The organism is Salegentibacter sp. 24, from assembly GCF_004362395.1.
Lineage (GTDB): Bacteria > Bacteroidota > Bacteroidia > Flavobacteriales > Flavobacteriaceae > Salegentibacter.
In genome coordinates, this window is record NZ_SNWE01000019.1 from 55,959 (window position 1) to 82,694 (window position 26,736).

The window sequence follows — 26,736 nt, forward strand, 5'->3', positions numbered from 1 at the left end:
TTGCTCTCCCTTTAGATGAAACTTTTTTGCTTACTTATTTAATTGTGTCAAAAACTCGGTTACTATTTTTAGATCATCAAAATCATTGCGCTTACCATTGACTTCCTGGTAGGTCTCATGCCCTTTCCCGGCAATCAGGATAATATCCCTTTCACCTGCTATTTGACAGGCGGTTTTAATAGCCTGTTTCCTACTTGTTACGGCCATGATTTTTTTGAAATTCTGTGGCTGCACTCCTGCTTCAACCTCTTCTATAATCTTCTCCGGATCTTCGGTCCTGGGGTTATCGCTGGTAAAAATCACCTTGGTACTTAAAGCCGAAGCGATATGTCCCATTTTTGGTCTTTTGGTTTTATCGCGATCTCCCCCGCAACCTACCACTGTTATCAGTTCTTCATTTTTTGTACGAATGCTATTAATGGTCTCCAGGACATTCTTTAAGGCATCCGGAGTATGGGCGTAGTCAACAATAGCAGTAATCTTCTGCTTTTCTGAAATGATATACTGAAACCTTCCGCTCACTGAATTTAATTCACTGATGATTTTTAAACTTTCTATAGATTCCAGTCCTAAAAGTTCTGCCGTGGCATAAATAGCCAACACATTATAAGCATTGAAACTTCCAATCAGGCGTGTCCATAATTCCTGGTCGTTTACCTTTAGCAATAATCCGGTGAAAGAATTTTCAAGGATTTGCGCTTTATAATCGGCGTAGGATTTTAAAGCGTAGGTATATTTTTGTGCTTTTGTATTTTGAAGCATCACCTGCCCGTTCTTATCATCGATATTTGTAAGGGCAAAGGCTGAAGCCGGCAACTCGTCAAAAAATCGCTTTTTCACATCCCGGTATTGCGCAAAACTATCGTGATAATCTAAATGATCATGACTTAGATTTGTGAAAATTCCGCCAGCAAATTCCAAAGCTGTAGTCCTGTGCTGATCTATCCCATGAGAACTCACCTCCATAAAGCAAAATTCCACGCCCTCATCATTCATCTGCTTTAAATAATTATTGATCGTGATGGAATCTGGTGTAGTCCTTACCGCATCAAAAGAATTTTCTGCAACCATCACTTTCACCGTAGAAAGTAATCCGACTTTAAAGCCTGCTTTTGTAAATAAATGATATAAAAGTGTGGCTATCGTAGTTTTTCCGTTGGTGCCGGTAACCCCTATAAGCTTTAATTTTTCAGAGGGATTATCGTAATAGTTCGCAGCGATATAGGCTAAGGCCTGCTGGGTATTTCCAACTTTAATATAGGTGACCCCATTTACGATTTCCTGCGGGAATTCTTCACAAATAACCGCAAGCGCTCCTTGATTGATGGCCTGGTTTATAAACTCGTGACCATCTGATAGGCTTCCGCGAATAGCTACGAAAGCGTCGTTCAATTCCACTTTTCTTGAATCAAACTCAAGCTTATTGATAGTCACCGAAGTATTTCCTACGACGGCATCGATTTTTACTTTATACAATATGTCTTTTAAGACTCTCAACCTATATTTAATTTTACTTGTTGGTTTGTTGCTATTTTTTGTCCTGCCGATATGGATTGCCCACTCACTCTCCCTGTTCCGCTAAAGTTCACTTTAAGGCCAAGGTTCTCTAATAGAGAAACGGCATCCATTGCCGGCATCCCGGTTACATCTGGCATAATCAGCTTTTCGTTTTCTATTTTAGCATAATAAGTTTCAAAATCCTTAGCGATCTTATCATCGGTAATTTCCAGGGAAGGCAACGTATCCATTACCGGGGTATCGGTATAAATCTTTTGTGCAATTTTTTTAAAAACCGGTGCTGCAACAATATTCCCATAGTAGCCTTTGCTTTTATCCGGCTTGTGAATAATCACAATGCAGGAATATTTAGGATCTTCCGCAGGAAAGTAGCCTGCAAAAGAAGAAATATACCTTCCCGGTTCTATCCAGTATTCCACCTGGCAGGTACCGGTTTTACCGGCCATTGAAAAATTAGGCGTATAAATATTCGCCGCGGTGCCTCTCTCCACGGTATGCTGCATCATTGCTTGAAGCTTCTTAGCCGTCTCAGGAGAACAAATCCTTGGATTCATCACTTCCCGCTCCACTTTTAAAATGCTTTTATCCCACTCTTTAACCTCTTTTATAAACCTTGGCTTAACCATTTCTCCGTCGTTGGCAATAGCATTATAAAAATTCAGGGTTTGTAAAGGCGTTAATGAAACTCCATAACCAAAAGCCATCCAGGGAAGACTCAGACCACTCCAACGCTTATCTTTTGGATGCGGAATTTTGGGTTGCCCCTCACCTTTTATATCCAGCCCAATTTTTTGATTAAGGCCCATATCATATAGGCTATTCACAAACTTTGCAGGGTTATCCTTATAACCTTGTGTTATTATTTTGGTAAAAGCTGTATTTGAGGAAAGCTCAAAGGCACGTGCGGCGGAAATTTTACCATAACCTCCACGACGGGAATCCCTAACTGGTCTCCCATAAAATCTCACCACCCCGTTTTCCGTATCTATAACCGTACTGGTGTCTACTACATTATCTTCCAGGGCAGCGGTCATGGCCATCAGCTTAAATGTTGAGCCAGGCTCGTGCGATTCGTAAACCGCATAGTTTCTTTTTTCAAAATAAGTCCCGTCCGAGGTTCGGCCAAGATTAGACATTGCCTTGATTTCACCGGTTTTGGTCTCCATAACCACTACCGTCCCGTGATCGGCCTCAAAATATTCCAGTTGCTTTAGCAGTGCATGATGGGCGATGTCCTGAATATTGACATCTATGGTGGAAATCACATCGTAGCCATCTTTAGGCTCTACCTCGTTATTATCGCTAATAGGTTTCCACTGGCCCTTGGCGATTTTTTGTTTGAGCCTCCGACCATCGGTTCCGCGTAAATAGGAGCTAAAGGCCCCTTCCAGACCAACTCGGGTAAAATATCCATTTTCATCCTGGCGTTCGTAGCCAACCGTTCGCTCTCCCATCTTGCCAAGGGGATGCTCCCGAACTGTTCTCTGCTCTACGATCATCCCACCTCTGTAGGTTCCCAGGTTAAACATAGGAAAGCCCTTTACCTTCATATATTCAGAATAGCCAAGATTGTGAGCTATCGATAAGTAACGTTGTCCGTTCGCCCTTGCCTGCCTTAAACGCTGAGACCAATAGGCGGCTGATTTACCCAACATTTCAGAAAGATTGTTGGAAAGCGGCATTATATTTTCCTGAAAATCTTTATCAGAAACAGTAACTGCATCAAACCTGATATCGTACTTAGGAACTGAAGTTGCCAAGAGGTTCCCGTTAGCATCGTATAAATTACCACGGCTGGCGGGAATTTTAAAACTTCGCACCGTCCTCTCCTCTGCAAGATTTCTATAATAATCACCTTCGACAAACTGAATATCGAGAAGTTTCACCCCCACCCCAACAGCGAAAATGAACATACAGGCCGCAACCACGTATAATCTATTCAATATGCCTTTTTCAGATGTCGCCATTTATTCTTTTATCTTCACTTTTATTTTATAAGGTGGATTCTCGGAAGGAAGAATTCCCCTGCTTTTCATTTTTTGGGTGATCGTAGATTCCATTTTTAGCCTCATCAGTGCGGAACGCCTATCTACAAATTCACTTTTAAGCTCTCTTACTTCTTTATGAAGGCTCGCTATTTTATGCACTTTACGCTCAGCACTATGGGAACTTGCAATCATAATGATCGCCAGGAACGTGCAAAAAACTATAAATCGCCAGTTGTTTACCGCATCTCTGCTAATAAGAAAATTAGCCCGTAGTATGTTGTAAAAACCTTTCTTCATATCCCTTAAAAAACTATAATTTTTTAGCCACTCTTAATTTGGCACTTCTGGCCCGGTTATTAGCTTTGATCTCTTCTGCCGAGGGCACTATCAGCCCGCCTGCCTTTTTAAAAGGAACCGAGATATTTCCGTAGAAATCTTTTTCGGGCTCACCTTCAAACAAACCACTTCTTATATAACGCTTAACCAACCTGTCTTCCAAAGAGTGATAGGAAATAAGACTAATCCTCCCATTTTTCACCACCAGCTCCTGGGTTTGCATCAAAAATTCCTTTAAAGCTTCAATCTCCTGGTTCACTTCTATGCGAATCGCCTGGTAGATTTGCGCCAGGATTTTATTCTCTTTCCCTTTAAAGAGATGCGGCTTCAACAAATCGTTTAATTCCTCGCTGCTCTCTATAGGCTTTTCCTTCCTGGCCTCAACAATTAAGCTTGCCAGCTTTGGTGCATTCTTTAAATCGGCATAATCGTAAAACAACATTTTAAGCTGTTCTTCCCTATATTCATTGATCACCTCGTAAGCACTCAGTTTACTCCCCTGGTTCATTCTCATATCCAGACGCGCATCAAAACGGGTGGAAAATCCTCTCTCTGCTTCATTAAACTGATGTGAGGAAACACCAAAATCTCCTAAAATCCCGTCAACCTGCTTCACCCCGTAAAACCTCAAAAACCTTTTCAGAAACCTGAAGTTTTCATGGATTAGCGTAAATCTGGGATCCGTTATCGTGTTTTGCAAAGCATCTTTATCCTGGTCAAAAGCAAAGAGCCTTCCATCCGGCCCAAGCCTGCTTAAAATCTCACGGGAATGCCCCCCGCCACCAAAGGTGACATCTACATACACACCATCTTCCTTAACATTAAGGCCGTCAACTGATTCTTTTAATAATACCGGGTTATGATATTGCATCTAAATCATCGTTTCCCATTACTTCTTCAGCCAATTCCGCAAAATCATCTGAAGTCTCGTCTATGGTGTTTTCATATTTTTCCTTATCCCAGATCTCTATAATATTTACCGCGGAGGAAAGCACAACTTCTTTATTGATTCCGGCAAATCCCACAAGGTCCTTCGGGATTAAAAGCCTCCCATTGGAATCTACTTCCACCATTTTTACCCCGGCCTGAAACCGTCTGATGAAATCATTGTTCTTCTTTTTAAAGCGATTAAGGCCGTTAATTTTTTGCATCAAAACATTCCATTCCTGCATTGGATACAACTCCAAACAAGCTTGAAAAACCGAACGTTTTAATACAAAGCCCTCCTGCAACATAGGCGCAAGCTGCTTTTTTAATGCCGAAGGAACCATTAACCGGCCCTTGGCATCTGCTTTACATTCGTATGTTCCAATGAGATTTACCACTTCAATACTTTATAGAGTCAAATATATTGAAAAAATTACCACATTTTACCACTTTCTACCACTTTGTTGATAAGTTTCTCCCCTGTATTTAGCTGAAAGACTATCAAATAGCGCTATTTGTTTAGGTTTCAGAGGCTTGGTTTTTATTGTGCTTTTGGTGTTAAAAAATTTACAATTCCGGGAAGAAATGCATTTCTTAAATGGCTTTGCTATTTCTTAAAAATGATTATACTTGTATTGAAATCGCTATATTTGCGATTGCTAACCGCAAAGCCAATCAATGAAGAATAATTTAAGGCAAGAGGGAAAGTTTACATACCTGGAGCAAGGAGAAGGGACCCCGATAGTTATTTTACACGGACTTATGGGCGGTTTAAGTAATTTTGACGGGGTTATAGATTATTTTCCAAAGCATGGTTATAAAGTGGTGATTCCTGAACTCCCCCTTTATTCCATGTCACTTCTTAAAACAAGTGTGCAGACTTTTGCTAAATATTTAAAAGAATTTGTAGATTTTAAGGGTTACGATAAAGTGATTTTGTTAGGCAATTCGCTTGGCGGACATATTGCTTTACTGGCAACTAAATTATATCCTGAAATTATTCAGGGCCTGATAATTACTGGAAGCTCCGGACTTTATGAAAATTCCATGGGGGAGAGCTATCCTCGTCGCGGGGATTATGAATTTATCAAGAAAAAAGCCCAGGATGTTTTTTATGATCCCGAAATAGCCACCAAAGAAGTGGTTGACGAGGTTTATGAAACGGTAAGCGATCGTAACAAACTCGTAAAAACCCTGGCTATTGCCAAGAGCGCCATTAGACATAATATGGCCCAGGATCTACCAAAAATGAAGACGCCTACATGTATTATTTGGGGGAAAGACGATAATGTTACTCCTCCTGAGGTGGCTGAAGATTTTCAGCGTTTACTTCCCGATGCCGATCTTTATTGGGTAGACAAATGCGGGCATGCCGCGATGATGGAACATCCTCATATATTCAATGAGTTGCTTCACGACTGGCTGAAGAAAAGAAATTTTAAATAAACCCTCAGAAGGACCTCATCCAGTTCTGTTTCACAAATCAATTTTAAACTTAGTAGAATGAAAATCAAGTCGGCTGAATTCGTGGTGAGCAATACTCGGGTAGACCAATGCCCTGAAAGCAAGCTCCCTGAATATGCTTTTATAGGCCGCAGTAATGTTGGAAAATCCTCTTTAATCAATATGCTTACCGGCAGGAAAGCACTGGCAAAAACTTCCGCAAAACCTGGGAAAACCCAACTTATCAATCATTTTTTGATCAATAAGAACTGGCACCTGGTTGATCTTCCCGGTTATGGATATGCAAAAGTTTCGAAATCTACTAAAAGAACTTTTCAGAAATTTATCACCGCTTATTTTGAAAAGCGTAGGCAAATGGTTTGCGCCTTTGTACTTATAGACAGCCGGCACGAACTCCAACCTATAGATATGGAGTTTATGCAGTGGCTTGGAGAGAACAATGTTCCTTTTTGTATCATTTTTACCAAAGCCGATAAAATGAAACCAAAAGCCCTGGAGAGAAATATTAATTTTTACCAGGAGAAAATGCTTGAAAACTGGGAAGCAATGCCGGAATTCTTTATTAGCTCTGCAACCTCCAAATTGGGACAGGAGGAAATTCTGGATTATATTCAGGCTATTAATGTGGAATTGAATCAGGAATAGGGAATGAAATATTCTCCTGATTTTTATTCTGACTCTTCTCCCATTTTAATATTTAGAGCCAACCAGATGCAACCTGTAGTATGATTTACAGCGAAGCAATCTTCAAATCTAACGCCACTTATAAGCTTTATAACCTTTCTTCAATTTGCCTAATGAGGTCCTCAGCATTTTGTAAGGTTTCTAATTCTTCAGTAGCGATAAAAATACCCATTTCGCCTTCATCCTCCCACAAAACGATCGGGAAACTATATTTATATCCGAATTTGGAAGCATATTGTTTTTGAAATTCATCAATATGTAGAAACTCCATGGCAGTCTCCGAGGCCTGCCTGTATGCCTTCCACCGGGAATTTTCAGAAAAGACCCCGTGAGTAACCTTACAAATGCTACAGGCATAAGAGCTGGGTTTAATCAGTTTATGCAGTGCATCCAGGACCGTATGACGGGTCCCGGAATAGGCGTTATATACAAAAATAAGTTTTTCCAAAACCTACTTCTGAGTAATTTCAAGCTTCTCCGCAAAATAATCACAAAAATCTTTCATGGTCGCGGTCATTTTTTCATCCTGGGTAGCACGGTTAAAAGTATCACTCATAGAAACCAGGGTTTGATGAAAGAATTTCTTCATCTCATCTACCGGCATATCTTTTGTCCATAGGTCTATGCGAAGGGTTTCCTGAGTTTTACTGTCCCAAACCGAAAGCATTAAAGCCTTGGCGTCTTCTTTATGAACATTCCCATCCTGGGCACTCCAGGTGATTTCCTCGGGCACTCGATTTTCATCAGTGACCACTTCTATATTTATTTCTGATTTTTTAAATTCTGACATTACTTTCTTGGTTTAAAATTGGCTTTATTAAATATCGTTTCAGCATCTGTTTCTATCATTTCCTTTACTGAGGCATTTGTTTTCTCCATATAACTGCGAACGATCTGCCAACCGATGTATTGCCCCAGCTTGGCAGGCGATTCAGCATCCAGTTGCAGATAGAATTTAGAAAAAGGCGCAGGATATAGAAACCTGGAATAAAGTTCGGTATCGGTATCAAAAAACAATTCATTTTCCACAAAATACCGCCACATTTGCGCTTCATTTTTTTGCGCCCATATGAATTCTTTTTCTGTATAACCTATTTTTTCAAAATCAGCTACCCCTGGAATCAACTTATCCTTCAAATACAAGAGCTTCCCGTAATAGATCATATGTGAAAGAAAAGTTCTTGAGGTTGGCTCGGGTACGTATCTCTTCGCATAAGCATTGGCCACATCTGGAATAATTTGTTCTTTCTTAAAATTCTTCTTTAAAAATTCCTGAATTCCGGTATAGAAATGATGTTTTTCCCCTAAATAAGTATCCAGCGAAATGAATAAATATTCATCCTCAAGAATCACTTTATTCTTATAATCTACCTGGGAAGTTACCGTGAATACCTTCGGGACTTCAAATTTCGGGAAATAATATGCAATATGCTGGAAAAGGCTATGAAGTTCAGCCTTTTCATTCTCAAAATCAGGAAAGGCTTTTCCGACTTCCGAGTCTATTTCCTGCTGAATAGTATCGTTTATTTTCGCGATCCAAACACTATCCGCATACTGCTTTGGGAACAACATTGGATATTGTCCTTTCAATTGGTCCAGCGTAGCGGGAGTGGTCCTGGCAAATTCCCGGTCAAAACGAACCAATTCAAAATCAATAGGCACCTTGGCGATTTCCTTTTCGATTTCGGCCTGCTCATTACAGGAAACCAAAGCAATTGCACAAAGCAGAAAAATTATTTGTTTATACATAGGCATTCTTTATGAAGGCTTTAACGCCCTGCCCTTTTAATAATTATGTTTAAATAGTAGATTTGTGTGCAAAGGTATTATTTACAAACTTAATCACCCAAAATTATGCAAACTGAAAAAGTGGTAGATCACATAGTCAACTGGTTAAAAGAATACGCTACAAATGCCGGAATGAATGGCTTTGTGCTGGGTATAAGCGGAGGAATTGATTCCGCAGTGACCTCAACGCTTTGTGCTAAAACCGGTTTGCGTACCCTATGCCTGGAGATGCCCATTCATCAACATACCGCTCAGGTAACAAGGGCTCAGCAACATATCAACTGGCTAAAACAACATTATGCCAATGTGAGCAACCTGGAAGTTGATTTAACTCCAGTTTTTGAAGGTTTCAAAAAGTCGGTTCCCAAAGTCCAGGCTTCAGAAAATTTAGCACTCACCCTGGCCAATACCCGGGCGAGATTGAGAATGTCTACCTTATATTATTTTGCCGGCTTACATAGTTACCTTGTTGCAGGCACCGGAAATCAAGTTGAAGATTTTGGGGTTGGGTTTTATACCAAATATGGCGATGGCGGGGTAGACCTCAGCCCTATTGCCGACCTTATGAAAACCGAAGTTTATGAAATTGCAAAATTCCTCGGAATTACAGATGAAATCGTAAATGCTCAGCCTACCGACGGACTTTATGGAGATAGCCGTACCGATGAAGATCAAATAGGCGCCTCTTATCCTGAACTGGAATGGGCAATGACAGCTGCAGAAGAAGGGAAAACTGCGGAAGACTTTGAAGGGCGCCAACAAGAGGTATTCAAAATTTACAGAAGTCGACACAGCGCTAACCTTCACAAAATGAAACCGATACCCGTATGTGAGATTCCCGTTAATCTTAAAAAATAAGCATTTTATCGAATAACCTGCTCAAAAAATCAAAGGCTAGCTAAAATCAATTAATTTTAGTAGTATAAATGCGTTAGTCCTACCCCAACGTGTTTTCTCAACCAACCTATTATTATGAGCACAGTATTAATTGCAGATCACCACCCTGTGGTGCATCAAGGGATTCGGTACCTCCTTAAGGACAATCCGGCATTGGAAGTCGTGGGTAGCGTGCATAATGGGATCGAATTATATGCTTTTTTAAATCAACGCCAACCTGATGTTTTAGTCATTGAAATAGACCTTCCGGAAATAAACGGCATCAACGCACTACGCACCATAAAAACCGATTACAGTAAGGTGAAGATCCTGGTTTGCACCGGCCATCCTGAAGAAGTTTATGCTTTAAGCGCCATAAAAGCAGGTGCGGCAGGTTATATTTCAAAAATGGCCAGACCTGAAGAGCTCGAAAAAGCTATTTACCAGGTGGCCAGGGGAGGCATCTATCTCAATAAAAAAATTACCGAGAAACTTAATGCCGGAATATCACCCGGCAGGAACCTCATTGCTAAATTCAAAAAGCTTTCTACCAGGGAATCCGAGGTGCTAAATCTTATCTCTTCGGGAAAACGCAATAAAGATATCGCTGAGGCACTCTCCATAAATGAGAAAACGGTGAGCACCTATAAAACCAGGTTACTAAAGAAATTACAGGTAGATAATGTGGCTGATCTTATTACACGGTCTCGATTATTGCAGATAAGCACTACATAACGCGATTCAGCTTTTCAGAAAGAACTTTTTTTAAACTCAGGTAATCTCTTACATCCTCCAGGATATGCTGCGTCTGTTGCTCCTGCCCGGGTGATTTTATTTCTTCCGAAAGCTCGTTTATTTTCTGATTGATCAAAAACCTACGCAGGGAAAGAATTGTTTCGCTGACGTGCCTCGATATTGTTTCCGTTTTTGCTTTTACAAAAATATTCTGCCGATCCCATTCGTGTAATTTATACTGCTCTTCTTCCATCAAAATTGAAGTGATTTCAGAAGCCTGATCAGGATCTATTTCATTGATGAAATTTTTCACCTCAAATTTTTCATCACTATTTAAGCGCGTAATGAGTTCCGCATATATATCCCTGAACTTAGGATTGGTAAATGCAATTTCATCTTCCTGGAGATCCAGAAATATTTTTTCAAAGACCCTGGTTTTCTGCACCTCTTTTTCCAGCCCTAATTCGCCATCTTCCTTTTCCTTTAATACCAGATCCTCAAATTCTTCTTCCACAGTACCATACTGTAATAGAAGGCTGATAATCTTTTTTTCAAGTTCATATTGCTCATCTACCTTCGGTGTCTTTAGGTGCGGTTCTTCTTTAACCACATCAAAGGATTTTTTTTGTTGCTGCTTCGGGAGCGTTTTGCCGCTTTTGGCATTAAGTTGGGCCAGACTGGAAAATAAAACATTTTCAGAGATATCCATAATCCGGGAACATTCCTGCAAATAAACTTCCTGTTGAATGGTATCCGGGATCTTTGAAATACTATTGACAATATCCCTGATTAATTCAGCTTTTTTAACCGGGTCTTTCTTAGCCTCCTCCATAAGCAGGGAAGCTTTGTAACTTATAAAATCCTGGGCCTTATCTTCCAAATACTCGCCTAAGGCTTCATCTGAGTTATTCCTGGCAAAACTATCGGGATCTTCTCCCTCTGGAAAAGTACAAACCCGCACATTCATCCCCTGTTCCAGGATCAAATCTATTCCGCGTAACGACGCCCTGATTCCAGCTGCATCGCCATCAAATAGTACGGTGATATTTTTCGTTAGTCGATTGATGAGCCTTATCTGGTCAGGGGTTAAGGCTGTTCCTGAAGAAGACACCACATTTTCTATCCCACTTTGGTGAAATTGGATCACATCAGTGTAACCTTCCACAAGAAAGCAATTATCTTCCTTAGCGATGGCCTGTTTAGCAAAATTGATTCCATACAAAACCTTACTCTTGTGGTAAATCTCACTTTCGGGGGAATTCAGGTATTTGGCCGCCTTTTTTTCATTGGTTAGAATTCTGCCTCCAAACCCCAAAACCCTGCCGGACATGGAATGAATTGGAAACATCACTCTTCCTTTAAATCGGTCGAATTGCTGCTCACCCTTAACGATGGTGAGTCCGGTTTTTTCAAGGTATTCCAGTTTATAGGCTTCAGCAAGGGCTTCCTTGGTAAAATCATCCCACTGATCAAGCGAATACCCCAGCTCAAACTTTTTAATTGTCTCCAGGCTAAAGCCACGTTCTTTAAAGTAGCTTAAGCCAATAGCTTTTCCTGGCTCGGTTTTATGAAGATTTTTCTGAAAATGCTTACTGGCAAATTCTGAAACCAGGTACATACTTTCCCGCTCATCGGCCTGCAGTTTTTGTTCGTCGCTTTGCTGGGTTTCCTCAATCTCAATTCCATACTTTTTTGCCAGGTATTTAATGGCTTCCGGATAGGTGAAATGTTCGTGTTCCATAAGGAAAGCCACCACGTTTCCACCTTTGCCACTAGAGAAATCTTTCCAGATTTGTTTCACGGGGGAAACCATAAAACTTGGTGTACGTTCGTCACTAAAGGGACTTAAACCCTTAAAATTAGACCCTGACTTTTTAAGGTTCACAAAATCACCAATGACCTCCTCTACGCGGGCGGTTTCAAAAACATTGTCTATGGTAGATTTTGAGATCAAAAAAATAGGTTTAAACCTGCTAATCCCGAAATTTATTCGGGACTAGAGTGGCTATGAATTCAAGACAAAATTACAATTTAAAATTGGCTAATAGTAAAAATTAAAGGAAGGATGGTTATTTTAATCGACATCAAACCGAAGCCCTAAAGAAAAGTTGTGCAATTCCTTATTTGGGTCCTGGAATATTGGGTTTAGATCGTATTTGCCATAGAGTGTGGCACCGCCCCAACCCAGGTAGGCGCTTAGTCCATAGACCAAATCATTAGTATTATAATCGTTTTTCAATTTCTCTTTCACCTTATCTCCGTCAGCCTCATACTTTAATTTTTGACGCTCCCCAATATTGAATCCGGCATAACCTCCAAAGCCTATTTTAAGCATTTTATAGGTTGAAAAATGCAAGCGATCTTCAGTCTCGGTTCGCTTTGAGGGACCAATCTCAAAATGAACAGGCACAACCAGGTTATCCATTCTGAATTTAGATTTTTCAAGATCAATTGGGAACTTTTCCAGGTATGTTTCATTACCTTCTTCAACAAAAATACGGTTATCGGTAGGTTTTAATCCGTTAAACTGAAAAGAAAGACCGTAGCGAACACGCAACCAGTTTGTTTCTTGGAAGACCCGGGTTTTCCAGGCCCAGCCGATTTCAAAAAATCGGCTCCCGGCCAATTTGAAATCTGTATCATTTAGGGTTTGCCCCTTGGAAAGCGCATTGTTAAAACCGGCGGCGAGTACTAAATCAGTTGTAGTCCTCTTGTCGTATTTATCCTTTGTATTGATCTTGATATCCACGGCTTTTCCATGCCCCCCGATAGCGATATAATTTTCTGAATTATTGTCGTTCCTATCCCTTAGCTCCATTTCATTTTGAAGGATCACTATTTTATTCTCAATATTCTTGGCATGTTTTTCGGCAAATTCCTTCTTTTGTTTTTCTGCCTCCTGGTTAGTTAGCTCCCCTCTTTCCAGCCTGGCATTTATCCGCTCAATTTCGTATTTGAGCTTTTCTTTTTCTTTAGCTATAATTTTAGCTTTTTCCTTTTCAAAAAATTCTTTTGTTCGCTCTTCTTCTGAAATAAGCTCGGCCCCTTTATGATCACCTTCCTGGGCAGCAACTTCCTGCACTGAAAAACTGAATAACGAAAAAGTGATGTAAAAAATAATTGTTTTCATAATAATTGATTTTGATGTTTGATGAATGACCCGATTGTGGGTTTTTGAATACTATTAATAGTTTCTATTGGCAACCGCCGTTTTGGCCTTGAGGTACCCCTCTTTTAAAACCTCAAAAACCTTTGCTTTAAAGGACTGGTAAATCTCGTCTTCAACTTCGGCTAAAAGTGCATTTGCACTTATTTTGGTATTAGAATTATAAACTTGCGAATTTCGTTCTTTACTTAGTTCTAAAGCCGCCTGTGCCAGCAGCGCATCAACTTCATCACTGGAAATCTCCTTATTTTTAGCGGTTGCAGCGAGAACTTCCTCAAGTTTGGATTGAATTAGTTTTTCTTCTGAAATTGGTGGTTCCAGGCTAATGGTCTTCAAAACAATAGCTTCTTCATATTTATTTTCGTCTGAAATTGGTGTGTCCGAAACCTCTATTTTTTCTGAAGTTTCAGCCCTCGTGGCAATTTCGGTTTTTACCTTATTTTCAGCTGAATTATTCCCTGTATTCATAACTTCTTCAGAAGCGATTTGAGTATCGTTTTCCTTCAAAAACCTTTGTTTTTCCTCCGGCTTTTTGATCATTTGCTCTACCGGTTCCTCAACAATTTTCGGGGTCTCTGAAAAATGATCATTCCACATAAATGTTCCCGCTATTAGCAAGACGGCAATGGCCGCGGCGCTATACTTCCAGGTATTTCTGGAAGTGCTGTTTTCCTTGGCATTTAATTTTGCGTCTAGCTTATCCCAGGCCTCCGCCGAAGGCTTTATTCGCCTTTTTGCCAGATCCTCCCGGGCTTTTTCTTCGAATTTATTTAATTCCATAATCCGATGTGTTTTGTGTTTCTAGTTGCTGCTGCAACATTTTTCTCGCCTTGGACAACTGTGATTTTGAAGTACCTTCGGTGATTTTCAGCATTTTCGCAATTTCGGCGTGTTTATATCCTTCTACCGCATACATAACAAAAACCATCCTGTAGCCCTCGGGCAACTTGTCTATCAGGTTTTGAATATGTGTCACATTGAGCTCTGTATCCATCTCCGCAGAAAAATCATAGCTTGCAATTTCTTCGTCACTAAAGACGATCTTCTTTTGCGAGCGAAGAAAGGAAATGGATTCCCTTATCATAATTTTCCTTATCCAGCCTTCAAAACTTCCTTTAGATTCAAAATCTTCCAGATGGGTAAAAACTTTTAAAAATCCATTTAGCATGACTTCTTCTGCATGCTGCATATCCTTTATATACTGCCTGCAGACACTAAGCATTTTTCCGCAATGCACCTCATATAATTCACGCTGCGCCTTACGATCCTTTTTAGCCGCGCGCTTGATTAACTGAGTTTCGTTTTTAAAGAGTTGAATTACTTTCACCCGATTTTAAAATTAAAAAGACCTTCTATTTACATAGACGCAGGAAAGTTACAAAAGGTTGCCTGTACCCTGATTATTTTTCAAAAAATTAGTTTAGAGACGAATTCTTGTATCTTTGCAGTAGAAATATTTTTATGTCAGAACAAAGGCTTACCCGAATAAACAAATACCTAAGTGAAATTGGTTATTGCTCCCGCCGTGCCGCCGATAAACTCATTGACCAGGGCCGGGTAACCATTAACGGGCTTGTACCTGAGATGGGCACCAAGATAGCGCCCAGCGATATTGTAAAGGTTGACGGAAAGGCAGTTTCTGAAGCTGAAAAAGAAGAACCAAACGTGTACCTGGCTTTCAATAAACCTATAGGCATTGTTTGTACTACCGATACCCGTGTGGAAAAGGATAACATTATCGATTTTATAAACTATCCCAAACGAATCTTCCCTATCGGCAGACTCGACAAACCCAGCGAAGGACTTATTTTCCTTACCAATGACGGGGATATTGTTAATAAGATTTTACGCGCCAGAAACAATCACGAAAAAGAATATATTGTTTCGGTTAACAAACCCATTACTCCTGATTTTATTCGAAGGATGGGCAGCGGGGTACCTATCCTGGGCACAACTACCAAAAAATGCGAAGTAGAAAAATTAGGCAGGAACGATTTCAGGATTGTGCTTACCCAGGGGCTCAACCGCCAAATTCGTAGAATGTGTGAATTTTTAGGCTATGAGGTTACGGCCCTTAAACGCATTAGAATTATGAACGTCAGTCTGGATGTGCCCGTGGGACAATGGCGTGATCTTACTAAGGAGGAACTGGATACCATCAATAAGATGGTGGATGAGTCCAGTAAGACCGAAGAGGCCTCAAAACTTCAATCTTCCGCCATAAAAAGTCAACCTAAACCCAAATCAGGTTCCCGACCTGGCAGACACAAATCTTAACACATAATTAGCGGTATTCCTTGCAGGCATGTTAAGATTACTTGTTAATTTTAATAGCAGCTAATATTTTAAATTCTTTAAGATTTATGAAGGTACAACCCTTTCATCTGGCCATACCGGTTTCAGATTTACAAAAGGCCAGGAAATTCTATAAAGAAACCCTGGGCTGTGGTGAAGGCCGCAGCAGTGAGCATTGGGTGGATTTTAATTTTTTCGGTCATCAGCTGGTAATCCATTACAAACCAGCCAGTGAAACTGAAGATTCGCATAGCAATCCAGTAGACGGTAAAGAGGTACCGGTTCCCCATTTTGGTGTGGTATTGGAATGGGACGTATTCCAGGAATTCGCTAATCTGTTGCGCTCAAAAAATATTGAGTTTGAAATAGCACCTTACATTCGTTTTGAAGGAAAGGTCGGGGAACAGGCCACGATGTTCTTCAAGGATCCTTGCGGAAATGCCCTGGAATTTAAAGCCTTTAAGAACAAAGACCAACTATTTGCAAAATAACCAACCAATCACAAAAATATGGATAGATTAAAACCGGCATTGGTACGTCAGATTTTCGTACTCATGCTCATTCTTTTTTTAACGGTTTTAATTTTTAAGGAAATTATCCCTTACCTCTCGGGGGTCCTTGGGGCCATCACTTTGTATGTCCTTTTGCGCAACTGGATGCAGAAATTACTGGCCAGGGGTTGGAAACCTCCAGTAGCGGCAGCACTTTTAATGGCTGGTTCCTTTGTAGGAATCTTAGTGCCGGTCACCCTTATTGTACTGATGCTTACTTCTAAAATCAGTAAAGCGGTTGCGAATTCAGAAAGGGTGATAAAGGCCGTAAAAGAACAACTCAATGAAGCAGAGACTTACCTTGGTTACAGCATTAGTGATTCTATTGATACCGCGGCAGTCACCAACTGGGTATCAGGCAACCTGCAAAGTTTAGCTGGCGGTACTTTTAATGCCTTTATAGCTATTGGCATTATGTACTTTATGCTCTATTATATGCTTATAAAGCGAGATTCTATGAAGTCTTCGCTCATTTCTTATATCCCTTTAGGAAATGAAAACCTGAAAATAATAGGAAAAGAAAGTGATCAACTGGTAAAATCCAATGCTTTGGGCATTCCAATGGTTGCCATTTTTCAGGGAATAATAGCCCTGGTGGGTTACCTGATTTTAGGCGTGCCAGATCCTTTTTTCTGGTTCGTGATTACGGCCATAGGTTCTATGATTCCTTTTATTGGAACAGCAATAGGGGTTCTCCCGGTTGTCATTCTCTTATTTGCCCAGGGAGATAACTGGCAGGCCATTGCAATGCTTATTTACGGGCTTGTGGTCGTTGGCTCTACCGATAACCTGATAAGACTTTACATCTTAGAAAGACTTGCATCAGTACATCCACTAATCACCCTTTTCGGAGTGGTCGTGGGGGTGCCGCTATTCGGCTTTATAGGATTAATTTTCGGGCCCCTGCTTGTTTCCTTGTTTTTATTAATTCTAAAGATTTATAAAAAGGAATACGGCAATGCCCAAGATCGACTTTAAAATAACTACTAATCAAAAAATGAAGTATTATGGATATGTTCAGTAAGAAGAAACAGGAGATTGACGAAGAATACCTTAAAAAAGGGGTCTCGAAGGTGAAAGACGGGGATGTAGAAATTGCTGCAGAAAACCAGGAGGAAATTGAGGATAAAATTGTTAATGCAGGTGCTTTAAGAAAGTATACCGAACTTGGAAAGCTTATGTTTGGCATGCTGAAAGATTATCGCAGCGGGGTTTATAGCAATATTCCCTGGTTTACCATTGCCTCGGTAGTTTTTGCCCTGCTATATGTTCTGAATCCGCTGGACCTAATGCCGGATTTTATTCCAGGACTTGGTTATATAGATGATTTCGCAATTCTTACAGTAACCCTGAGGTTTATTGAAACTGATCTTCACAAATACCTGGATTGGAAACTCGAAGAGCAATAAGCACTTTATTGCTAATTGAGACAGAGATCAAAAGTCCTATCAACTCGCTATGACAAGATTGATAGGACTTTTGTATTTTATAAGTTTACTAAATTAAACCTTACTTTCCTCCTTTGCTCTTTTCTTATGACGTTCGGTCGCGAGCAACGTGTTTTTAAGCAGCATGGAAACAGTCATTGGCCCAACGCCACCGGGAACAGGGGTGATATAAGAGGCACGCTTGCTTACATTCTCAAAATCTACATCTCCTTTGATCACGTAACCTTTTTCAGCTGCCTCATCAGGAACCCTGGTGATTCCCACATCAATAATTACGGCGTCATCCTTGATCATTTCGGCCTTGAGAAAGTCCGGAATACCAACGGCGATAATGATGATATCGGCCTGTGAAGTGATCTGGGTTATATTCTTGGTGAACTCGTGGGTCAGTGTTACCGTGGAGTTTCCTGGAAAACCGCTTCTTCCCATTAAGATACTCATTGGTCTTCCCACGATATAACTTCTGCCAATGACCACGGTATGTTTTCCTTTGGTCGGAATATCGTAACGTTCCAATAACTCCAGGATACCAAATGGTGTAGCGGGAATAAAAGAGGTCATATCCAAAGCCATTTTCCCAAAATTGGTCGGATGAAATCCGTCCACGTCCTTATCGGGATCCACCGCATTTAATACTTTTTGCGTATCAATTTGCGGGGGCAAAGGAAGCTGAACAATAAACCCGTCAATATCATCATTCTGGTTGAGCTCCTCAATCTTATCGAGCAACTCCAGTTCGCTTACCGTGTTTGGTAATCGATATAGCGAAGATTCAAATCCAACGCGCTTACAGGATTTCACTTTTGCGTTTACATAGGTCAGGCTGGCACCATCGTTGCCGACAATAATCGCAGCCAAATGGGGTATTTTCTCACCCCTTTTCTTAATCTTCTCAACCTCAGCAGCAATTTCATTCTTAATATCATTGCTGGTTTTTTTTCCGTCTAATATGGTCATTTATAGCTGGTCTATAAGCCCCTCCCGACCTCAATTATGGGAGGAGAGTTGCGATTTTTATTTCAATAATTCTCCTTTTTGGGAGAGGAACTTTACTTCATTCCCTTCATCATCTGCATCATCTTCTGACCACCACCGCCTTGCATCATCTTCATCATTTTCCCCATCTGGTTGAATTGTTTCAGAAGCTGGTTTACCTCCTGTACCGTGGTCCCGGAACCTTTGCTGATTCGTTTCTTTCGGCTGGAGTTAATAATTTTTGGATTGCTTCTTTCATCAGGGGTCATCGAGTGGATAATTGCCTCAATTCCTTTAAAGGCGTCATCATCAATATCCACATCTTTGAGCATTTTCCCTGCGCCGGGAATCATTCCCATAAGGTCCTTCATAGAACCCATTTTCTTGATTTGCTGTAATTGCTTCAGGAAATCGTCAAAACCAAACTGGTTCTTGGCAATTTTTTTCTGAAGTTTTCTAGCTTCTTCTTCGTCGTACTGTTCCTGTGCACGTTCCACAAGGGAAACCACATCTCCCATGCCCAAAATCCTATCGGCCATTCGCTCGGGATAGAACACATCCAGGGCGTCCATCTTTTCCCCGGTACCAATAAATTTTATTGGTTTATTCACCACGGATTTAATGGAAATCGCCGCACCACCTCGAGTATCACCATCCAATTTGGTGAGGATTACCCCGTCAAAATTCAGTCTTTCATTAAATGTCTTTGCCGTATTTACAGCATCCTGACCCGTCATAGCATCTACCACAAACAAGGTCTCATGGGGTTGTATGGCCTGGTGGATGTTTGTGATCTCGGTCATCATCGCCTCATCTACGGCTAATCGACCCGCGGTATCAATAATGACAACATTATGCCCATTTTGTTTGGCGTGTGCAATGGCAGCCTTGGAAATAGCAACAGGGTCCTGGTTGCCTTCGTCTGAAAAGACCTCGACACCAACCTGCTCCCCAACCACATGCAACTGATTTATCGCCGCAGGACGGTAAACATCACAGGCAACCAAAAGTGGTTTTTTGGTTTTTTTTGTTTTTAAGAAATTTGCAAGTTTTCCGGAAAAAGTTGTTTTACCACTACCCTGCAAACCGGACATAAGAATGATAGAAGGATCGCCGGAGAGATTAATTCCTTCGGCTTCTCCCCCCATTAATTGGGTAAGTTCGTCCTTGACCAGTTTTACCATCATTTGGCCAGGCTTCAAGGCAGTTAACACATCCTGTCCAAGGGCTTTTTCTTTTACAGTATTGGTAAATTCTTTGGCTATCTTATAGTTCACATCGGCATCAACCAAAGCACGTCTCACTTCCTTTAAAGTTTCAGCAACGTTCACCTCGGTAATTTGCCCGTGACCTTTTAAAACGTGTAAGGCATTATCTAACTTATCACTTAAACTATCAAACATAATTTTCCTGTGGTTTAATTTTCCCCTGAGGGTATCATTCTGCCGAGGTTCACCCCGATATTTTTAAAACTTTTTTAAATCAAAGCCTGGGATTTAACCCGTGGTTTTCATTTAGAATTTCTAACGAATTGCAAATTTAATGATTTGAGCCTGAAGTGAAAAGTTTTTATTTTACTCGGCCTTTATTATTTAGCTGCTCCATCTACATCCGCTCAGGGACCTTAATGCCCAGTAAGCCAAATGAGGATTTTATAACATTCCCCACACTATTGGCCAACTGAACCCTTAAGGTCTTTTTAGAAAAATCTTCTGTCCCTAAAATCGTTACGTTTTGATAGAATGAATTGAATTCCTTTACCAGCTCGTAGGTGTAGTTGGCAATAAGCGCCGGGCTATGATTTTCCGCCGCTAGCTGAATCGTCTCGGGATATAGCTGTAGCTGTTTGATTAATGAACGTTCCTTTGGATGGAAAGAATAATCCTGAACAGGTTTGTTAAAATCGAAATCGGCTTTTCTTATGATCGACTGGATTCTGGCATAGGTATACTGAATAAACGGCCCGGTGTTCCCCTGGAAATCTACTGATTCTTCGGGATTGAATAAGATCCGCTTTTTAGGATCTACTTTTAAAATGTAATACTTCAAAGCTCCCAAACCAATAATTCGATAGAGTTCCTCTTTTTCAAGATCAGTATAGCCTTCCAATTTCCCCAATTCTTCAGAAATGTTCCTGGCGGTCTCCGTCATTTCTGCAATGAGGTCGTCTGCATCGACCACGGTACCTTCACGACTTTTCATTTTTCCGCTAGGCAGGTCAACCATTCCATAACTTAGGTGATAAAGGTAGTCCGCCCAGTCAAACCCTAGTTTTTTCAGAATTAAAAATAAAACTTTAAAATGATAATCCTGTTCGTTACCCACGGTGTAGACCATCCCGTTAATTTCAAAATCCTTTACCCTCTGGATGGCGGTCCCTATGTCCTGGGTCATATAAACAGCCGTGCCATCGCTTCTGAGAACGATCTTCTCATCCAGGCCTTCATCGGTAAGGTCTATCCAAACACTGCCGTCCTGTTTTTTATAAAATACCCCTTTTTCAAGGCCCTGGTTCACCACATCCTTGCCCAACAAATAGGTGTCGCTTTCATAATAATTTTTATCAAAATCCACTCCCAGGGCATCGTAGGTCTTTTCAAATCCCTGGTAAACCCACTGATTCATTTTTTCCCATAGGGCAACCACCTTAGGATCGCCGGCCTCCCATTTCAGTAACATTTGCTTCGCTTCTACCAGAATTGGTGCTTCAGCTTTGGCAGCTTCCTCAGAAATTCCCTGGGTTTCCATTAATTCGGAAACCTGCTTTTTATACTCCTGGTCAAATTTTACATAATAATTCCCAACTAGTTTATCGCCTTTTAAACCAGTGGATTCGGGGGTCTCTCCCTTTCCGAAGCGTTCCCAGGCCAGCATTGATTTGCAAATATGAATACCGCGATCATTTATAATCTGGGTTTTGTAGGACTTATTTCCGGCTGCACTTAAGATTTCAGCTACAGAAAAGCCTAAAAGAATATTCCTGATATGACCTAAATGCAATGGTTTGTTGGTATTGGGTGAGGAATATTCCACCATGATTCCCTGCGCATCCTCAGCAGCGGGTACCATTCCGAAATCCTTCCTGCTTTTTACTTCATTGAAAAAATCAAGAAAATAGGCATCACTTAAAACGATATTTAAAAAACCTTTTACCACGTTGAATCCTGAAACCTCAGCAACATTTTCTTTTAAATAATTTCCGATTTCTTCTCCCAGCTTTACGGGATTTGTTTTTAGTACTCCAAGCATCGGGAAGGTCACCAGGGTTATATCTCCTTCAAAATCCCTACGGGTAGGCTGAAATTCCAGGTTTTCAATAGCTACATCATAATTTTTTTTCACGGCTTCCTTTACCTGGGCAGCGAGGGTACTTTGGATATTCATTTCTTACTTCTGTTTATAGTTTTAAGCCCTGCAAAGATAACAGAAAATAGGCTTTTGCCTATAATTTACCTATCTTTAAACAAAAACCTATGTTATTAAATATCTCCTATAACCGGGCAAAAACCAAAGCGAAAATTGATAAGGAAGTAGGCCAACCTTTTACCCTTTTGGCACGCATGAAATTAAACGGAACAGGTTCTCCAAAATTACAGATCACCGATACCAGTATTGATATTCATAATCTCCTGGTTTTGGATAACAACACCAACACCTGTAATGTTGAAATGCGACCCAAAGGAATTATTGTCATGTTCAGGGCCCTGCTCGAAACTTATGCCCTGGTGATCCCTTATTACAAACTTCATCTGTACAAGGGCAAAGCTGAAGAATATTCTATCTATAAGGATCATTCGAAAATTAAAGTTAAGGCGGATACTCCTGCTATTCATAAGTATTTTAAAAAAATCCTGGATTATAAAACCGATAACGCACTGACCCAGGTCGGCGATCTTTAACCATAGTTTTACAAACCCCAGGCCTTTTCTATTAGGAATGATAACCCAAGATTAATCTCCTCTTAATTTCTCATTGGCACTTCTGCTGCAATTTTGTCGAAAAAAGAAATGGAGTTATTTATTTATGTTTTCGCTGCTCTATTTTCGGTGATAAACCCCCTGGGAACTGTGCCAATCTTTGTAGGTTTGACCCGGCAATATAGTGCTTTGGAGCGCTCTAAAACCTCCCTGCTTACCGCTATTAATATTTTTGTAATCCTGGTCATTTCATTTTTTACCGGTAGATTCATTTTACATTTCTTCGGTATTAGTATCGAATCCCTAAGAATTGCAGGAGGACTAATAATTGTTACCTCAGGATTTGCTTTACTTACCGGTTCCTTTTCAAAACATAAAGGAATGGAAAAGGAAAGGGTAAGAGATGATGTTTTTCAAAGAGAGAGTGTTTCTCTTACACCCCTTGCCATACCTATGTTAGCCGGGCCAGGATCCATTTCACTTCTTATCGGGATGTATGAGGACTATAGCTTAATTTCTGAAAAGCTCATTACCATTTTTGCAATCCTTGGGGTCTGTTTAGCTACTTTCCTTGTTTTAAGAAGTGCTCACTATATTGTAAAAATGCTTGGCGCCTCAGGAATTAATGCTATTTCACGTATTATCGGCTTTATAGTAATTGCCATTGGTATTGAATATATAAGCTCTTCGGTAATCGCGGTTTTGAGCACCGGCTTAAATTAAAAATCAGCGTTTCCCAAATGCCAGCCCGCCTATGAGCGCTAAAATACCAAAACCTATCATGGCGTAGGATTGGGTATTATCACCGTGAGCTTCAAATTGAAGAGGTCCTGCGTCAAGGGCGAATTCGGGCGTGATCAGTCTGTATAATCCGTAAGCAATCATTCCGATTCCAACTACCAAAAGCACTATTTTAAGCACGTTACTCATATTATAAAGTTTTACTAATCTGGCTGAAAAGTACTAATTTAATTGGTATTTTAAGCTTAAAATCTTTCTATGAAAATTCTGCTAACGGGTGCCAATGGTTATATAGGAATGCGCTTACTGCCCGAACTTCTAGAACAGGGACACCAGGTGATCTGTGCGGTTCGAAATAAAAACCGGTTCACCTCCAGGGAAGACTTGTTGGAAAAAGTCGAGATTGTGGAACTGGATTTCCTGAAAGATGAGAAGGCTCCCGAAAAGATAATGGATATTGATGTGGCCTATTATCTTATCCATTCCATGAGCGGGTCTACTAAAGATTTTGATACCCAGGAGGCAATGGCCGCAAAGAATTTCAATAAAATCATGGCCGGCACCTCGGTAAAGCAGGTGATCTATCTAAGTGGGATCATCAACGAAGAAGAACTATCCAAGCACCTAAAGTCGCGAAAAAAAGTAGAGGAGATTCTATATGAAGGTGATTTTAACCTTAGCGTTTTACGAGCCGCTATTATTGTCGGTTCGGGAAGTTCATCTTTTGAAATCATAAGGGATTTATGTGAGAAACTCCCGGTTATGATTACCCCAAGCTGGGTCGAAACTAAATGCCAGCCTATTTCTATTCGGGATATCATTAAATTTCTGACCGGGGTTATAGGAAAGGAAGAATGTTATAATGAATCTTTTGATGTTGGGGGGCCGGATGTGCTTACCTATAAAGAAATGATGTTGAAATATGCGGAAGTACGCAAACTTAAATTATGGATTCTGAGCGTACCGGTAATGTCCCCAAAACTTTCGTCCTACTGGCTTTATTTTGTCACTTCAACTTCCTATAAACTCGCACAGAACCTGGTTGACAGCATGCGGGTTGAAGTAATTACCAATGATACACGCCTGCAGGAAATCCTTAACATTAAGCCCATTTCCTATACGGAAGCTATAGCACTTGCATTTTACAAGATCGAACAGAACCAGGTGATTTCCAGCTGGAAAGATTCCTTAAGCAGTGGCCGCTTTAGCAAGGAGCTAAACAAATACATTCAGGTGCCAAAATATGGGTGTCTTCAGGATAAGCAATCGGCCAAAGTGGAAAACCCAGAGCTGGTTCTGCAACGTATTTGGGCCATTGGCGGTCTAAATGGATGGTATTACGGGAACTGGTTATGGAAATTTCGAGGGTATATAGATAAACTTTTTGGCGGAGTCGGTTTACGCCGTGGAAGAACTCATCCTAATAAAATTGCCTCGGGAGATTCTTTAGATTTTTGGCGGGTTCTTTTAGCTGACAAAGAAGAAAGAAGGCTGTTATTATTTGCTGAAATGAAGGTTCCAGGGGAGGCCTGGTTAGAATTTTGTATCGATAAGGAAAATGTACTTCACCAGACGGCTACCTTTAGGCCCAAAGGAATCTGGGGCAGGTTATATTGGTATGCTATGTATCCCTTTCACTATTTTATTTTTGAAGGGATGCTCAATAAAATTGCTAATGGCGAGCCAAAAAAGCAGGTTGCATGATAAAGGCTGAATTGTTTACATTTGAAAAAAGCGCTTTCTGTCCAAACACCAACCGAAAAGCAATAAATTTTGATGCAAATATTTCAAGCTTTTCATAAAAATCCACTGCCATATATTGCATCGGGGATTTTATTTTTTATCGCGCTTTTCATCTTTTCCTTTACTGAATTTTTTTATGAATTCATCGAAAATGCTTCCATCTGGGTCAGGGAGCTTTTTGGCGGATTTTATTTATGGCTCGGTTTGCTATGCGTTTTCTTTCTCATCTTTATCGCACTTTCCAGGTTTGGAAAAATAAGACTGGGTAATTCGCCCCCTGAATTTGACCGGCTCTCCTGGATCGCGATGTTATACAGTGCAGGGATGGGTGCCGGTATTTTACTCCGGGCAGTACAGGAACCGGTTTTTATGTTTTTGAATCCTCCAATCCAAACAAATGCCTCACCGGAAGTAGTGGCCTTAGAATACACTTTCTACCAGTGGGGGTTTACGGCCTGGGCTTTTTACGGAATCTTTGCCTTAATTATTGCTTACTCCCTTTTTGTTAGAAAATCTGATATTCTTTTAGGGACCAGCTTACCAGCACTTAAAAAGTTAAAATATTTACCCCAAAGTATTGACCTGCTGACTATTCTCACCACCGTCTTTGGGCTTGTAGCGGCAATTGGCTTGGGTACTACGCAAATTGAAGGTGGGATTAGCCATCTGATTTCAAAACCAGCCGGTTCGCTATGGCTTAACCTTTTTTTGGTTTTTATAGTTTGCAGCCTGGCCTTTATCTCGGCCTTCTCGGGAATTCAGAAAGGCATAAAACGGATTTCAAACTGGAATATTTATATCACGGTAGCCCTATTGTTCTTTGTGTTTTTCCAGGTTGATATGTTGAAGGTCTTTAATCAGTTTTTTGACTCGCTTTATAACTATATCATACATTTTGTCCCGCTTAGCCTGGCACTTGGACCCTATGACCCCGGAAAAGAATTTCTCACCGACTGGACCTATTATTACTGGGCTTTCTGGCTTGCCTGGGCCCCATTCACAGGGATTTTTATAGCCAGAATTTCAAAAGGGAGAAGTATACGGGAAATGATTCTGGGAGTTTTGCTTATTCCCTCCCTGGGGAGTTTCTTTTGGTTTAGCGTTTTTGGCTCCGCTTCTTTTGATCTTGTGTCAAATATGGAAACCTACTCGGGGGAATTTGATAGTGTCTTTACTTCCCTGTTTCGTTTTTTCGAAGCCTTTCCACTCTCAGGGTTTACCAATATCATTACCATAATTCTGCTTATTAGTTTCCTTGTCACCTCTGTGGATTCCGCTATTTACGTTTTAAGCATGTTTAGTGACCGGGGAAAAGAACACCCGAAAAAGAAATTCAGGTTTATATGGGCGATTCTAATCCTGGTCTTTTCAGTGGCAATCGTGATCCTGGGTGCCATAAAACCCTATAGTAATGTGCTTTCCGCTATGCAAAAATTTTTGATTATCAGTTCGCTTCCTTTTGCCTTTCTTACCGCCGCAATTATGCTATTAACCTGAATTCGATCTAAGGATTTAATAGAACAGTGCAATTTGATTGGTTGTTTGAGTTTCAAATTTGATCGCTGGTTTTTTTTCCTGGAAAGA

Annotated in this window: 28 protein-coding genes; 12 read left to right on the plus strand and 16 right to left on the minus strand. The window is 40.6% G+C overall.

What is annotated here, in order from left to right; all coding sequences use genetic code 11:
• Positions 1-30 precede the first annotated feature (30 nt).
• Genes DET49_RS13610 through mraZ form a run of 5 tightly spaced genes read right to left on the minus strand, consistent with a single transcriptional unit; the run spans position 31 to position 5,167 of the window.
• Positions 31-1,497, minus strand: coding sequence for a UDP-N-acetylmuramoyl-L-alanyl-D-glutamate--2,6-diaminopimelate ligase (locus DET49_RS13610; RefSeq protein WP_133548623.1), 1,467 nt, complete (start codon positions 1,495-1,497; stop codon positions 31-33).
• Positions 1,494-3,485, minus strand: coding sequence for a penicillin-binding protein (locus tag DET49_RS13615; protein ID WP_133548624.1), 1,992 nt, complete (start codon positions 3,483-3,485; stop codon positions 1,494-1,496). The genes DET49_RS13610 and DET49_RS13615 overlap by 4 nt, the downstream gene beginning before the upstream one ends.
• Positions 3,486-3,803 carry an FtsL-like putative cell division protein gene (locus tag DET49_RS13620; RefSeq protein ID WP_133548625.1) on the minus strand — a complete coding sequence of 106 codons (318 nt, stop codon included), beginning with the start codon at positions 3,801-3,803 and terminating at the stop codon, positions 3,486-3,488.
• 13 nt (positions 3,804-3,816) lie between these two features.
• The gene (gene rsmH, locus DET49_RS13625; protein ID WP_133548626.1) at positions 3,817-4,713 is read right to left on the minus strand and encodes a 16S rRNA (cytosine(1402)-N(4))-methyltransferase RsmH; all 897 of its coding nucleotides are present in this window, start codon (positions 4,711-4,713) and stop codon (positions 3,817-3,819) included.
• Positions 4,700-5,167: a division/cell wall cluster transcriptional repressor MraZ gene (mraZ, locus tag DET49_RS13630; RefSeq protein ID WP_133548627.1), complete on the minus strand. Its 468-nt coding sequence runs from the start codon at positions 5,165-5,167 to the stop codon at positions 4,700-4,702. The genes rsmH and mraZ overlap by 14 nt, the downstream gene beginning before the upstream one ends.
• A gap of 280 nt (positions 5,168-5,447) precedes the next feature.
• On the opposite strand from mraZ, the gene DET49_RS13635 reads away from it, so the two are divergent.
• Positions 5,448-6,215, plus strand: coding sequence for an alpha/beta fold hydrolase (locus DET49_RS13635; RefSeq protein ID WP_133548628.1), 768 nt, complete (start codon positions 5,448-5,450; stop codon positions 6,213-6,215).
• Positions 6,216-6,272: 57 nt separating this feature from the next.
• A complete protein-coding gene (yihA, locus tag DET49_RS13640) occupies positions 6,273-6,878 on the plus strand; it encodes a ribosome biogenesis GTP-binding protein YihA/YsxC (protein ID WP_133548629.1) in 606 nt (201 codons plus the stop codon).
• Between the two features lie 127 nt (positions 6,879-7,005).
• On the opposite strand, the gene DET49_RS13645 is transcribed toward yihA, so the two are convergent.
• Genes DET49_RS13645 through gldB form a run of 3 tightly spaced genes read right to left on the minus strand, consistent with a single transcriptional unit; the run spans position 7,006 to position 8,666 of the window.
• On the minus strand, positions 7,006-7,365 hold the full coding sequence (locus DET49_RS13645; protein WP_133548630.1) for a GTPase: 360 nt from the start codon (positions 7,363-7,365) through the stop codon (positions 7,006-7,008).
• 3 nt (positions 7,366-7,368) lie between these two features.
• A complete protein-coding gene (gene gldC, locus DET49_RS13650) occupies positions 7,369-7,707 on the minus strand; it encodes a gliding motility protein GldC (RefSeq protein WP_133548631.1) in 339 nt (112 codons plus the stop codon).
• Positions 7,707-8,666, minus strand: a complete 960-nt coding sequence (gldB, locus tag DET49_RS13655) for a gliding motility lipoprotein GldB (protein ID WP_133548632.1) — start codon at positions 8,664-8,666, stop codon at positions 7,707-7,709. The genes gldC and gldB overlap by 1 nt, the downstream gene beginning before the upstream one ends.
• Before the next feature lie 105 nt (positions 8,667-8,771).
• On the opposite strand from gldB, the gene nadE reads away from it, so the two are divergent.
• Together nadE and DET49_RS13665 are read left to right on the plus strand one after the other, a co-directional pair.
• Positions 8,772-9,563, plus strand: a complete 792-nt coding sequence (gene nadE, locus DET49_RS13660; protein WP_133548633.1) for an NAD(+) synthase — start codon at positions 8,772-8,774, stop codon at positions 9,561-9,563.
• Between the two features lie 114 nt (positions 9,564-9,677).
• Positions 9,678-10,316 (plus strand): response regulator, encoded by a 639-nt coding sequence (locus tag DET49_RS13665; RefSeq protein WP_133548634.1) that lies wholly within the window; start codon positions 9,678-9,680, stop codon positions 10,314-10,316.
• On the opposite strand, the gene dnaG is transcribed toward DET49_RS13665, so the two are convergent.
• The 4 genes from dnaG to DET49_RS13685 form a co-directional block, all read right to left on the minus strand.
• Entirely contained in the window at positions 10,309-12,270 is a 1,962-nt protein-coding gene (gene dnaG, locus DET49_RS13670) for a DNA primase (RefSeq protein WP_133548635.1), read from the minus strand. The two genes, DET49_RS13665 and dnaG, sit on opposite strands and share 8 nt — an antisense overlap.
• Positions 12,271-12,390: 120 nt before the next feature.
• Positions 12,391-13,446, minus strand: a complete 1,056-nt coding sequence (locus tag DET49_RS13675) for a hypothetical protein (protein WP_133548636.1) — start codon at positions 13,444-13,446, stop codon at positions 12,391-12,393.
• A 54-nt stretch (positions 13,447-13,500) separates the two neighbouring features.
• Positions 13,501-14,262 (minus strand): hypothetical protein, encoded by a 762-nt coding sequence (locus DET49_RS13680; protein WP_133548637.1) that lies wholly within the window; start codon positions 14,260-14,262, stop codon positions 13,501-13,503.
• Positions 14,249-14,809, minus strand: a complete 561-nt coding sequence (locus DET49_RS13685) for an RNA polymerase sigma factor (RefSeq protein ID WP_133548638.1) — start codon at positions 14,807-14,809, stop codon at positions 14,249-14,251. The genes DET49_RS13680 and DET49_RS13685 overlap by 14 nt, the downstream gene beginning before the upstream one ends.
• A 134-nt stretch (positions 14,810-14,943) precedes the next feature.
• Between DET49_RS13685 and rluF the strand changes: the two genes are divergently transcribed.
• From rluF to DET49_RS13705, 4 genes are all read left to right on the plus strand, one after another.
• Positions 14,944-15,759 (plus strand): 23S rRNA pseudouridine(2604) synthase RluF, encoded by an 816-nt coding sequence (gene rluF / locus DET49_RS13690; RefSeq protein ID WP_133548639.1) that lies wholly within the window; start codon positions 14,944-14,946, stop codon positions 15,757-15,759.
• Positions 15,760-15,845: 86 nt separating this feature from the next.
• Entirely contained in the window at positions 15,846-16,268 is a 423-nt protein-coding gene (locus DET49_RS13695; RefSeq protein WP_133548640.1) for a VOC family protein, read from the plus strand.
• 18 nt (positions 16,269-16,286) lie between these two features.
• Positions 16,287-17,306, plus strand: coding sequence for an AI-2E family transporter (locus DET49_RS13700; RefSeq protein WP_133548641.1), 1,020 nt, complete (start codon positions 16,287-16,289; stop codon positions 17,304-17,306).
• A 29-nt stretch (positions 17,307-17,335) separates the two neighbouring features.
• Positions 17,336-17,737 (plus strand): YkvA family protein, encoded by a 402-nt coding sequence (locus DET49_RS13705; RefSeq protein ID WP_317130325.1) that lies wholly within the window; start codon positions 17,336-17,338, stop codon positions 17,735-17,737.
• A gap of 93 nt (positions 17,738-17,830) precedes the next feature.
• Here the strand turns inward: DET49_RS13705 and DET49_RS13710 are convergent, their stop codons facing one another.
• The 3 genes from DET49_RS13710 to argS form a co-directional block, all read right to left on the minus strand.
• On the minus strand, positions 17,831-18,733 hold the full coding sequence (locus DET49_RS13710; RefSeq protein ID WP_133548642.1) for a bifunctional 5,10-methylenetetrahydrofolate dehydrogenase/5,10-methenyltetrahydrofolate cyclohydrolase: 903 nt from the start codon (positions 18,731-18,733) through the stop codon (positions 17,831-17,833).
• 92 nt (positions 18,734-18,825) lie between these two features.
• Positions 18,826-20,154, minus strand: a complete 1,329-nt coding sequence (ffh, locus tag DET49_RS13715) for a signal recognition particle protein (protein WP_133548643.1) — start codon at positions 20,152-20,154, stop codon at positions 18,826-18,828.
• Between the two features lie 202 nt (positions 20,155-20,356).
• Positions 20,357-22,135: an arginine--tRNA ligase gene (argS, locus tag DET49_RS13720; protein WP_133548644.1), complete on the minus strand. Its 1,779-nt coding sequence runs from the start codon at positions 22,133-22,135 to the stop codon at positions 20,357-20,359.
• An 89-nt stretch (positions 22,136-22,224) separates the two neighbouring features.
• On the opposite strand from argS, the gene DET49_RS13725 reads away from it, so the two are divergent.
• Together DET49_RS13725 and DET49_RS13730 are read left to right on the plus strand one after the other, a co-directional pair.
• The gene (locus DET49_RS13725; protein ID WP_133548645.1) at positions 22,225-22,650 is read left to right on the plus strand and encodes a hypothetical protein; all 426 of its coding nucleotides are present in this window, start codon (positions 22,225-22,227) and stop codon (positions 22,648-22,650) included.
• Positions 22,651-22,758: 108 nt separating this feature from the next.
• Positions 22,759-23,391 carry a MarC family protein gene (locus tag DET49_RS13730; protein WP_133548646.1) on the plus strand — a complete coding sequence of 211 codons (633 nt, stop codon included), beginning with the start codon at positions 22,759-22,761 and terminating at the stop codon, positions 23,389-23,391.
• A gap of 3 nt (positions 23,392-23,394) precedes the next feature.
• On the opposite strand, the gene DET49_RS13735 is transcribed toward DET49_RS13730, so the two are convergent.
• Positions 23,395-23,598, minus strand: a complete 204-nt coding sequence (locus tag DET49_RS13735; protein ID WP_133548647.1) for a hypothetical protein — start codon at positions 23,596-23,598, stop codon at positions 23,395-23,397.
• Positions 23,599-23,667: 69 nt separating this feature from the next.
• On the opposite strand from DET49_RS13735, the gene DET49_RS13740 reads away from it, so the two are divergent.
• Both DET49_RS13740 and DET49_RS13745 read left to right on the plus strand, forming a co-directional pair.
• Complete coding sequence (locus DET49_RS13740) at positions 23,668-25,113, plus strand: SDR family oxidoreductase (protein ID WP_133548648.1); 1,446 nt, start codon at positions 23,668-23,670, stop codon at positions 25,111-25,113.
• Between the two features lie 72 nt (positions 25,114-25,185).
• Positions 25,186-26,649 carry a BCCT family transporter gene (locus DET49_RS13745; RefSeq protein WP_133548649.1) on the plus strand — a complete coding sequence of 488 codons (1,464 nt, stop codon included), beginning with the start codon at positions 25,186-25,188 and terminating at the stop codon, positions 26,647-26,649.
• The last annotated feature ends 87 nt before the right edge of the window (positions 26,650-26,736 follow it).

Bases quoted from the DNA above. Each gene is read 5' to 3' on its own strand.
- DET49_RS13615 (WP_133548624.1), bottom strand. From the start codon at position 3,485: ATGGCGACATCTGAAAAAGGCATATTGAATAGATTATACGTGGTTGCG.
- DET49_RS13620 (WP_133548625.1), bottom strand. From the start codon at position 3,803: ATGAAGAAAGGTTTTTACAACATACTACGGGCTAATTTTCTTATTAGC.
- rsmH (WP_133548626.1), bottom strand. From the start codon at position 4,713: ATGCAATATCATAACCCGGTATTATTAAAAGAATCAGTTGACGGCCTT.
- DET49_RS13635 (WP_133548628.1), top strand. From the start codon at position 5,448: ATGAAGAATAATTTAAGGCAAGAGGGAAAGTTTACATACCTGGAGCAA.
- yihA (WP_133548629.1), top strand. From the start codon at position 6,273: ATGAAAATCAAGTCGGCTGAATTCGTGGTGAGCAATACTCGGGTAGAC.
- gldC (WP_133548631.1), bottom strand. From the start codon at position 7,707: ATGTCAGAATTTAAAAAATCAGAAATAAATATAGAAGTGGTCACTGAT.
- gldB (WP_133548632.1), bottom strand. From the start codon at position 8,666: ATGTATAAACAAATAATTTTTCTGCTTTGTGCAATTGCTTTGGTTTCC.
- nadE (WP_133548633.1), top strand. From the start codon at position 8,772: ATGCAAACTGAAAAAGTGGTAGATCACATAGTCAACTGGTTAAAAGAA.
- DET49_RS13665 (WP_133548634.1), top strand. From the start codon at position 9,678: ATGAGCACAGTATTAATTGCAGATCACCACCCTGTGGTGCATCAAGGG.
- DET49_RS13675 (WP_133548636.1), bottom strand. From the start codon at position 13,446: ATGAAAACAATTATTTTTTACATCACTTTTTCGTTATTCAGTTTTTCA.
- DET49_RS13680 (WP_133548637.1), bottom strand. From the start codon at position 14,262: ATGGAATTAAATAAATTCGAAGAAAAAGCCCGGGAGGATCTGGCAAAA.
- rluF (WP_133548639.1), top strand. From the start codon at position 14,944: ATGTCAGAACAAAGGCTTACCCGAATAAACAAATACCTAAGTGAAATT.
- DET49_RS13695 (WP_133548640.1), top strand. From the start codon at position 15,846: ATGAAGGTACAACCCTTTCATCTGGCCATACCGGTTTCAGATTTACAA.
- DET49_RS13700 (WP_133548641.1), top strand. From the start codon at position 16,287: ATGGATAGATTAAAACCGGCATTGGTACGTCAGATTTTCGTACTCATG.
- DET49_RS13705 (WP_317130325.1), top strand. From the start codon at position 17,336: ATGGATATGTTCAGTAAGAAGAAACAGGAGATTGACGAAGAATACCTT.
- DET49_RS13710 (WP_133548642.1), bottom strand. From the start codon at position 18,733: ATGACCATATTAGACGGAAAAAAAACCAGCAATGATATTAAGAATGAA.
- ffh (WP_133548643.1), bottom strand. From the start codon at position 20,154: ATGTTTGATAGTTTAAGTGATAAGTTAGATAATGCCTTACACGTTTTA.
- argS (WP_133548644.1), bottom strand. From the start codon at position 22,135: ATGAATATCCAAAGTACCCTCGCTGCCCAGGTAAAGGAAGCCGTGAAA.
- DET49_RS13725 (WP_133548645.1), top strand. From the start codon at position 22,225: ATGTTATTAAATATCTCCTATAACCGGGCAAAAACCAAAGCGAAAATT.
- DET49_RS13730 (WP_133548646.1), top strand. From the start codon at position 22,759: ATGGAGTTATTTATTTATGTTTTCGCTGCTCTATTTTCGGTGATAAAC.
- DET49_RS13735 (WP_133548647.1), bottom strand. From the start codon at position 23,598: ATGAGTAACGTGCTTAAAATAGTGCTTTTGGTAGTTGGAATCGGAATG.
- DET49_RS13740 (WP_133548648.1), top strand. From the start codon at position 23,668: ATGAAAATTCTGCTAACGGGTGCCAATGGTTATATAGGAATGCGCTTA.
- DET49_RS13745 (WP_133548649.1), top strand. From the start codon at position 25,186: ATGCAAATATTTCAAGCTTTTCATAAAAATCCACTGCCATATATTGCA.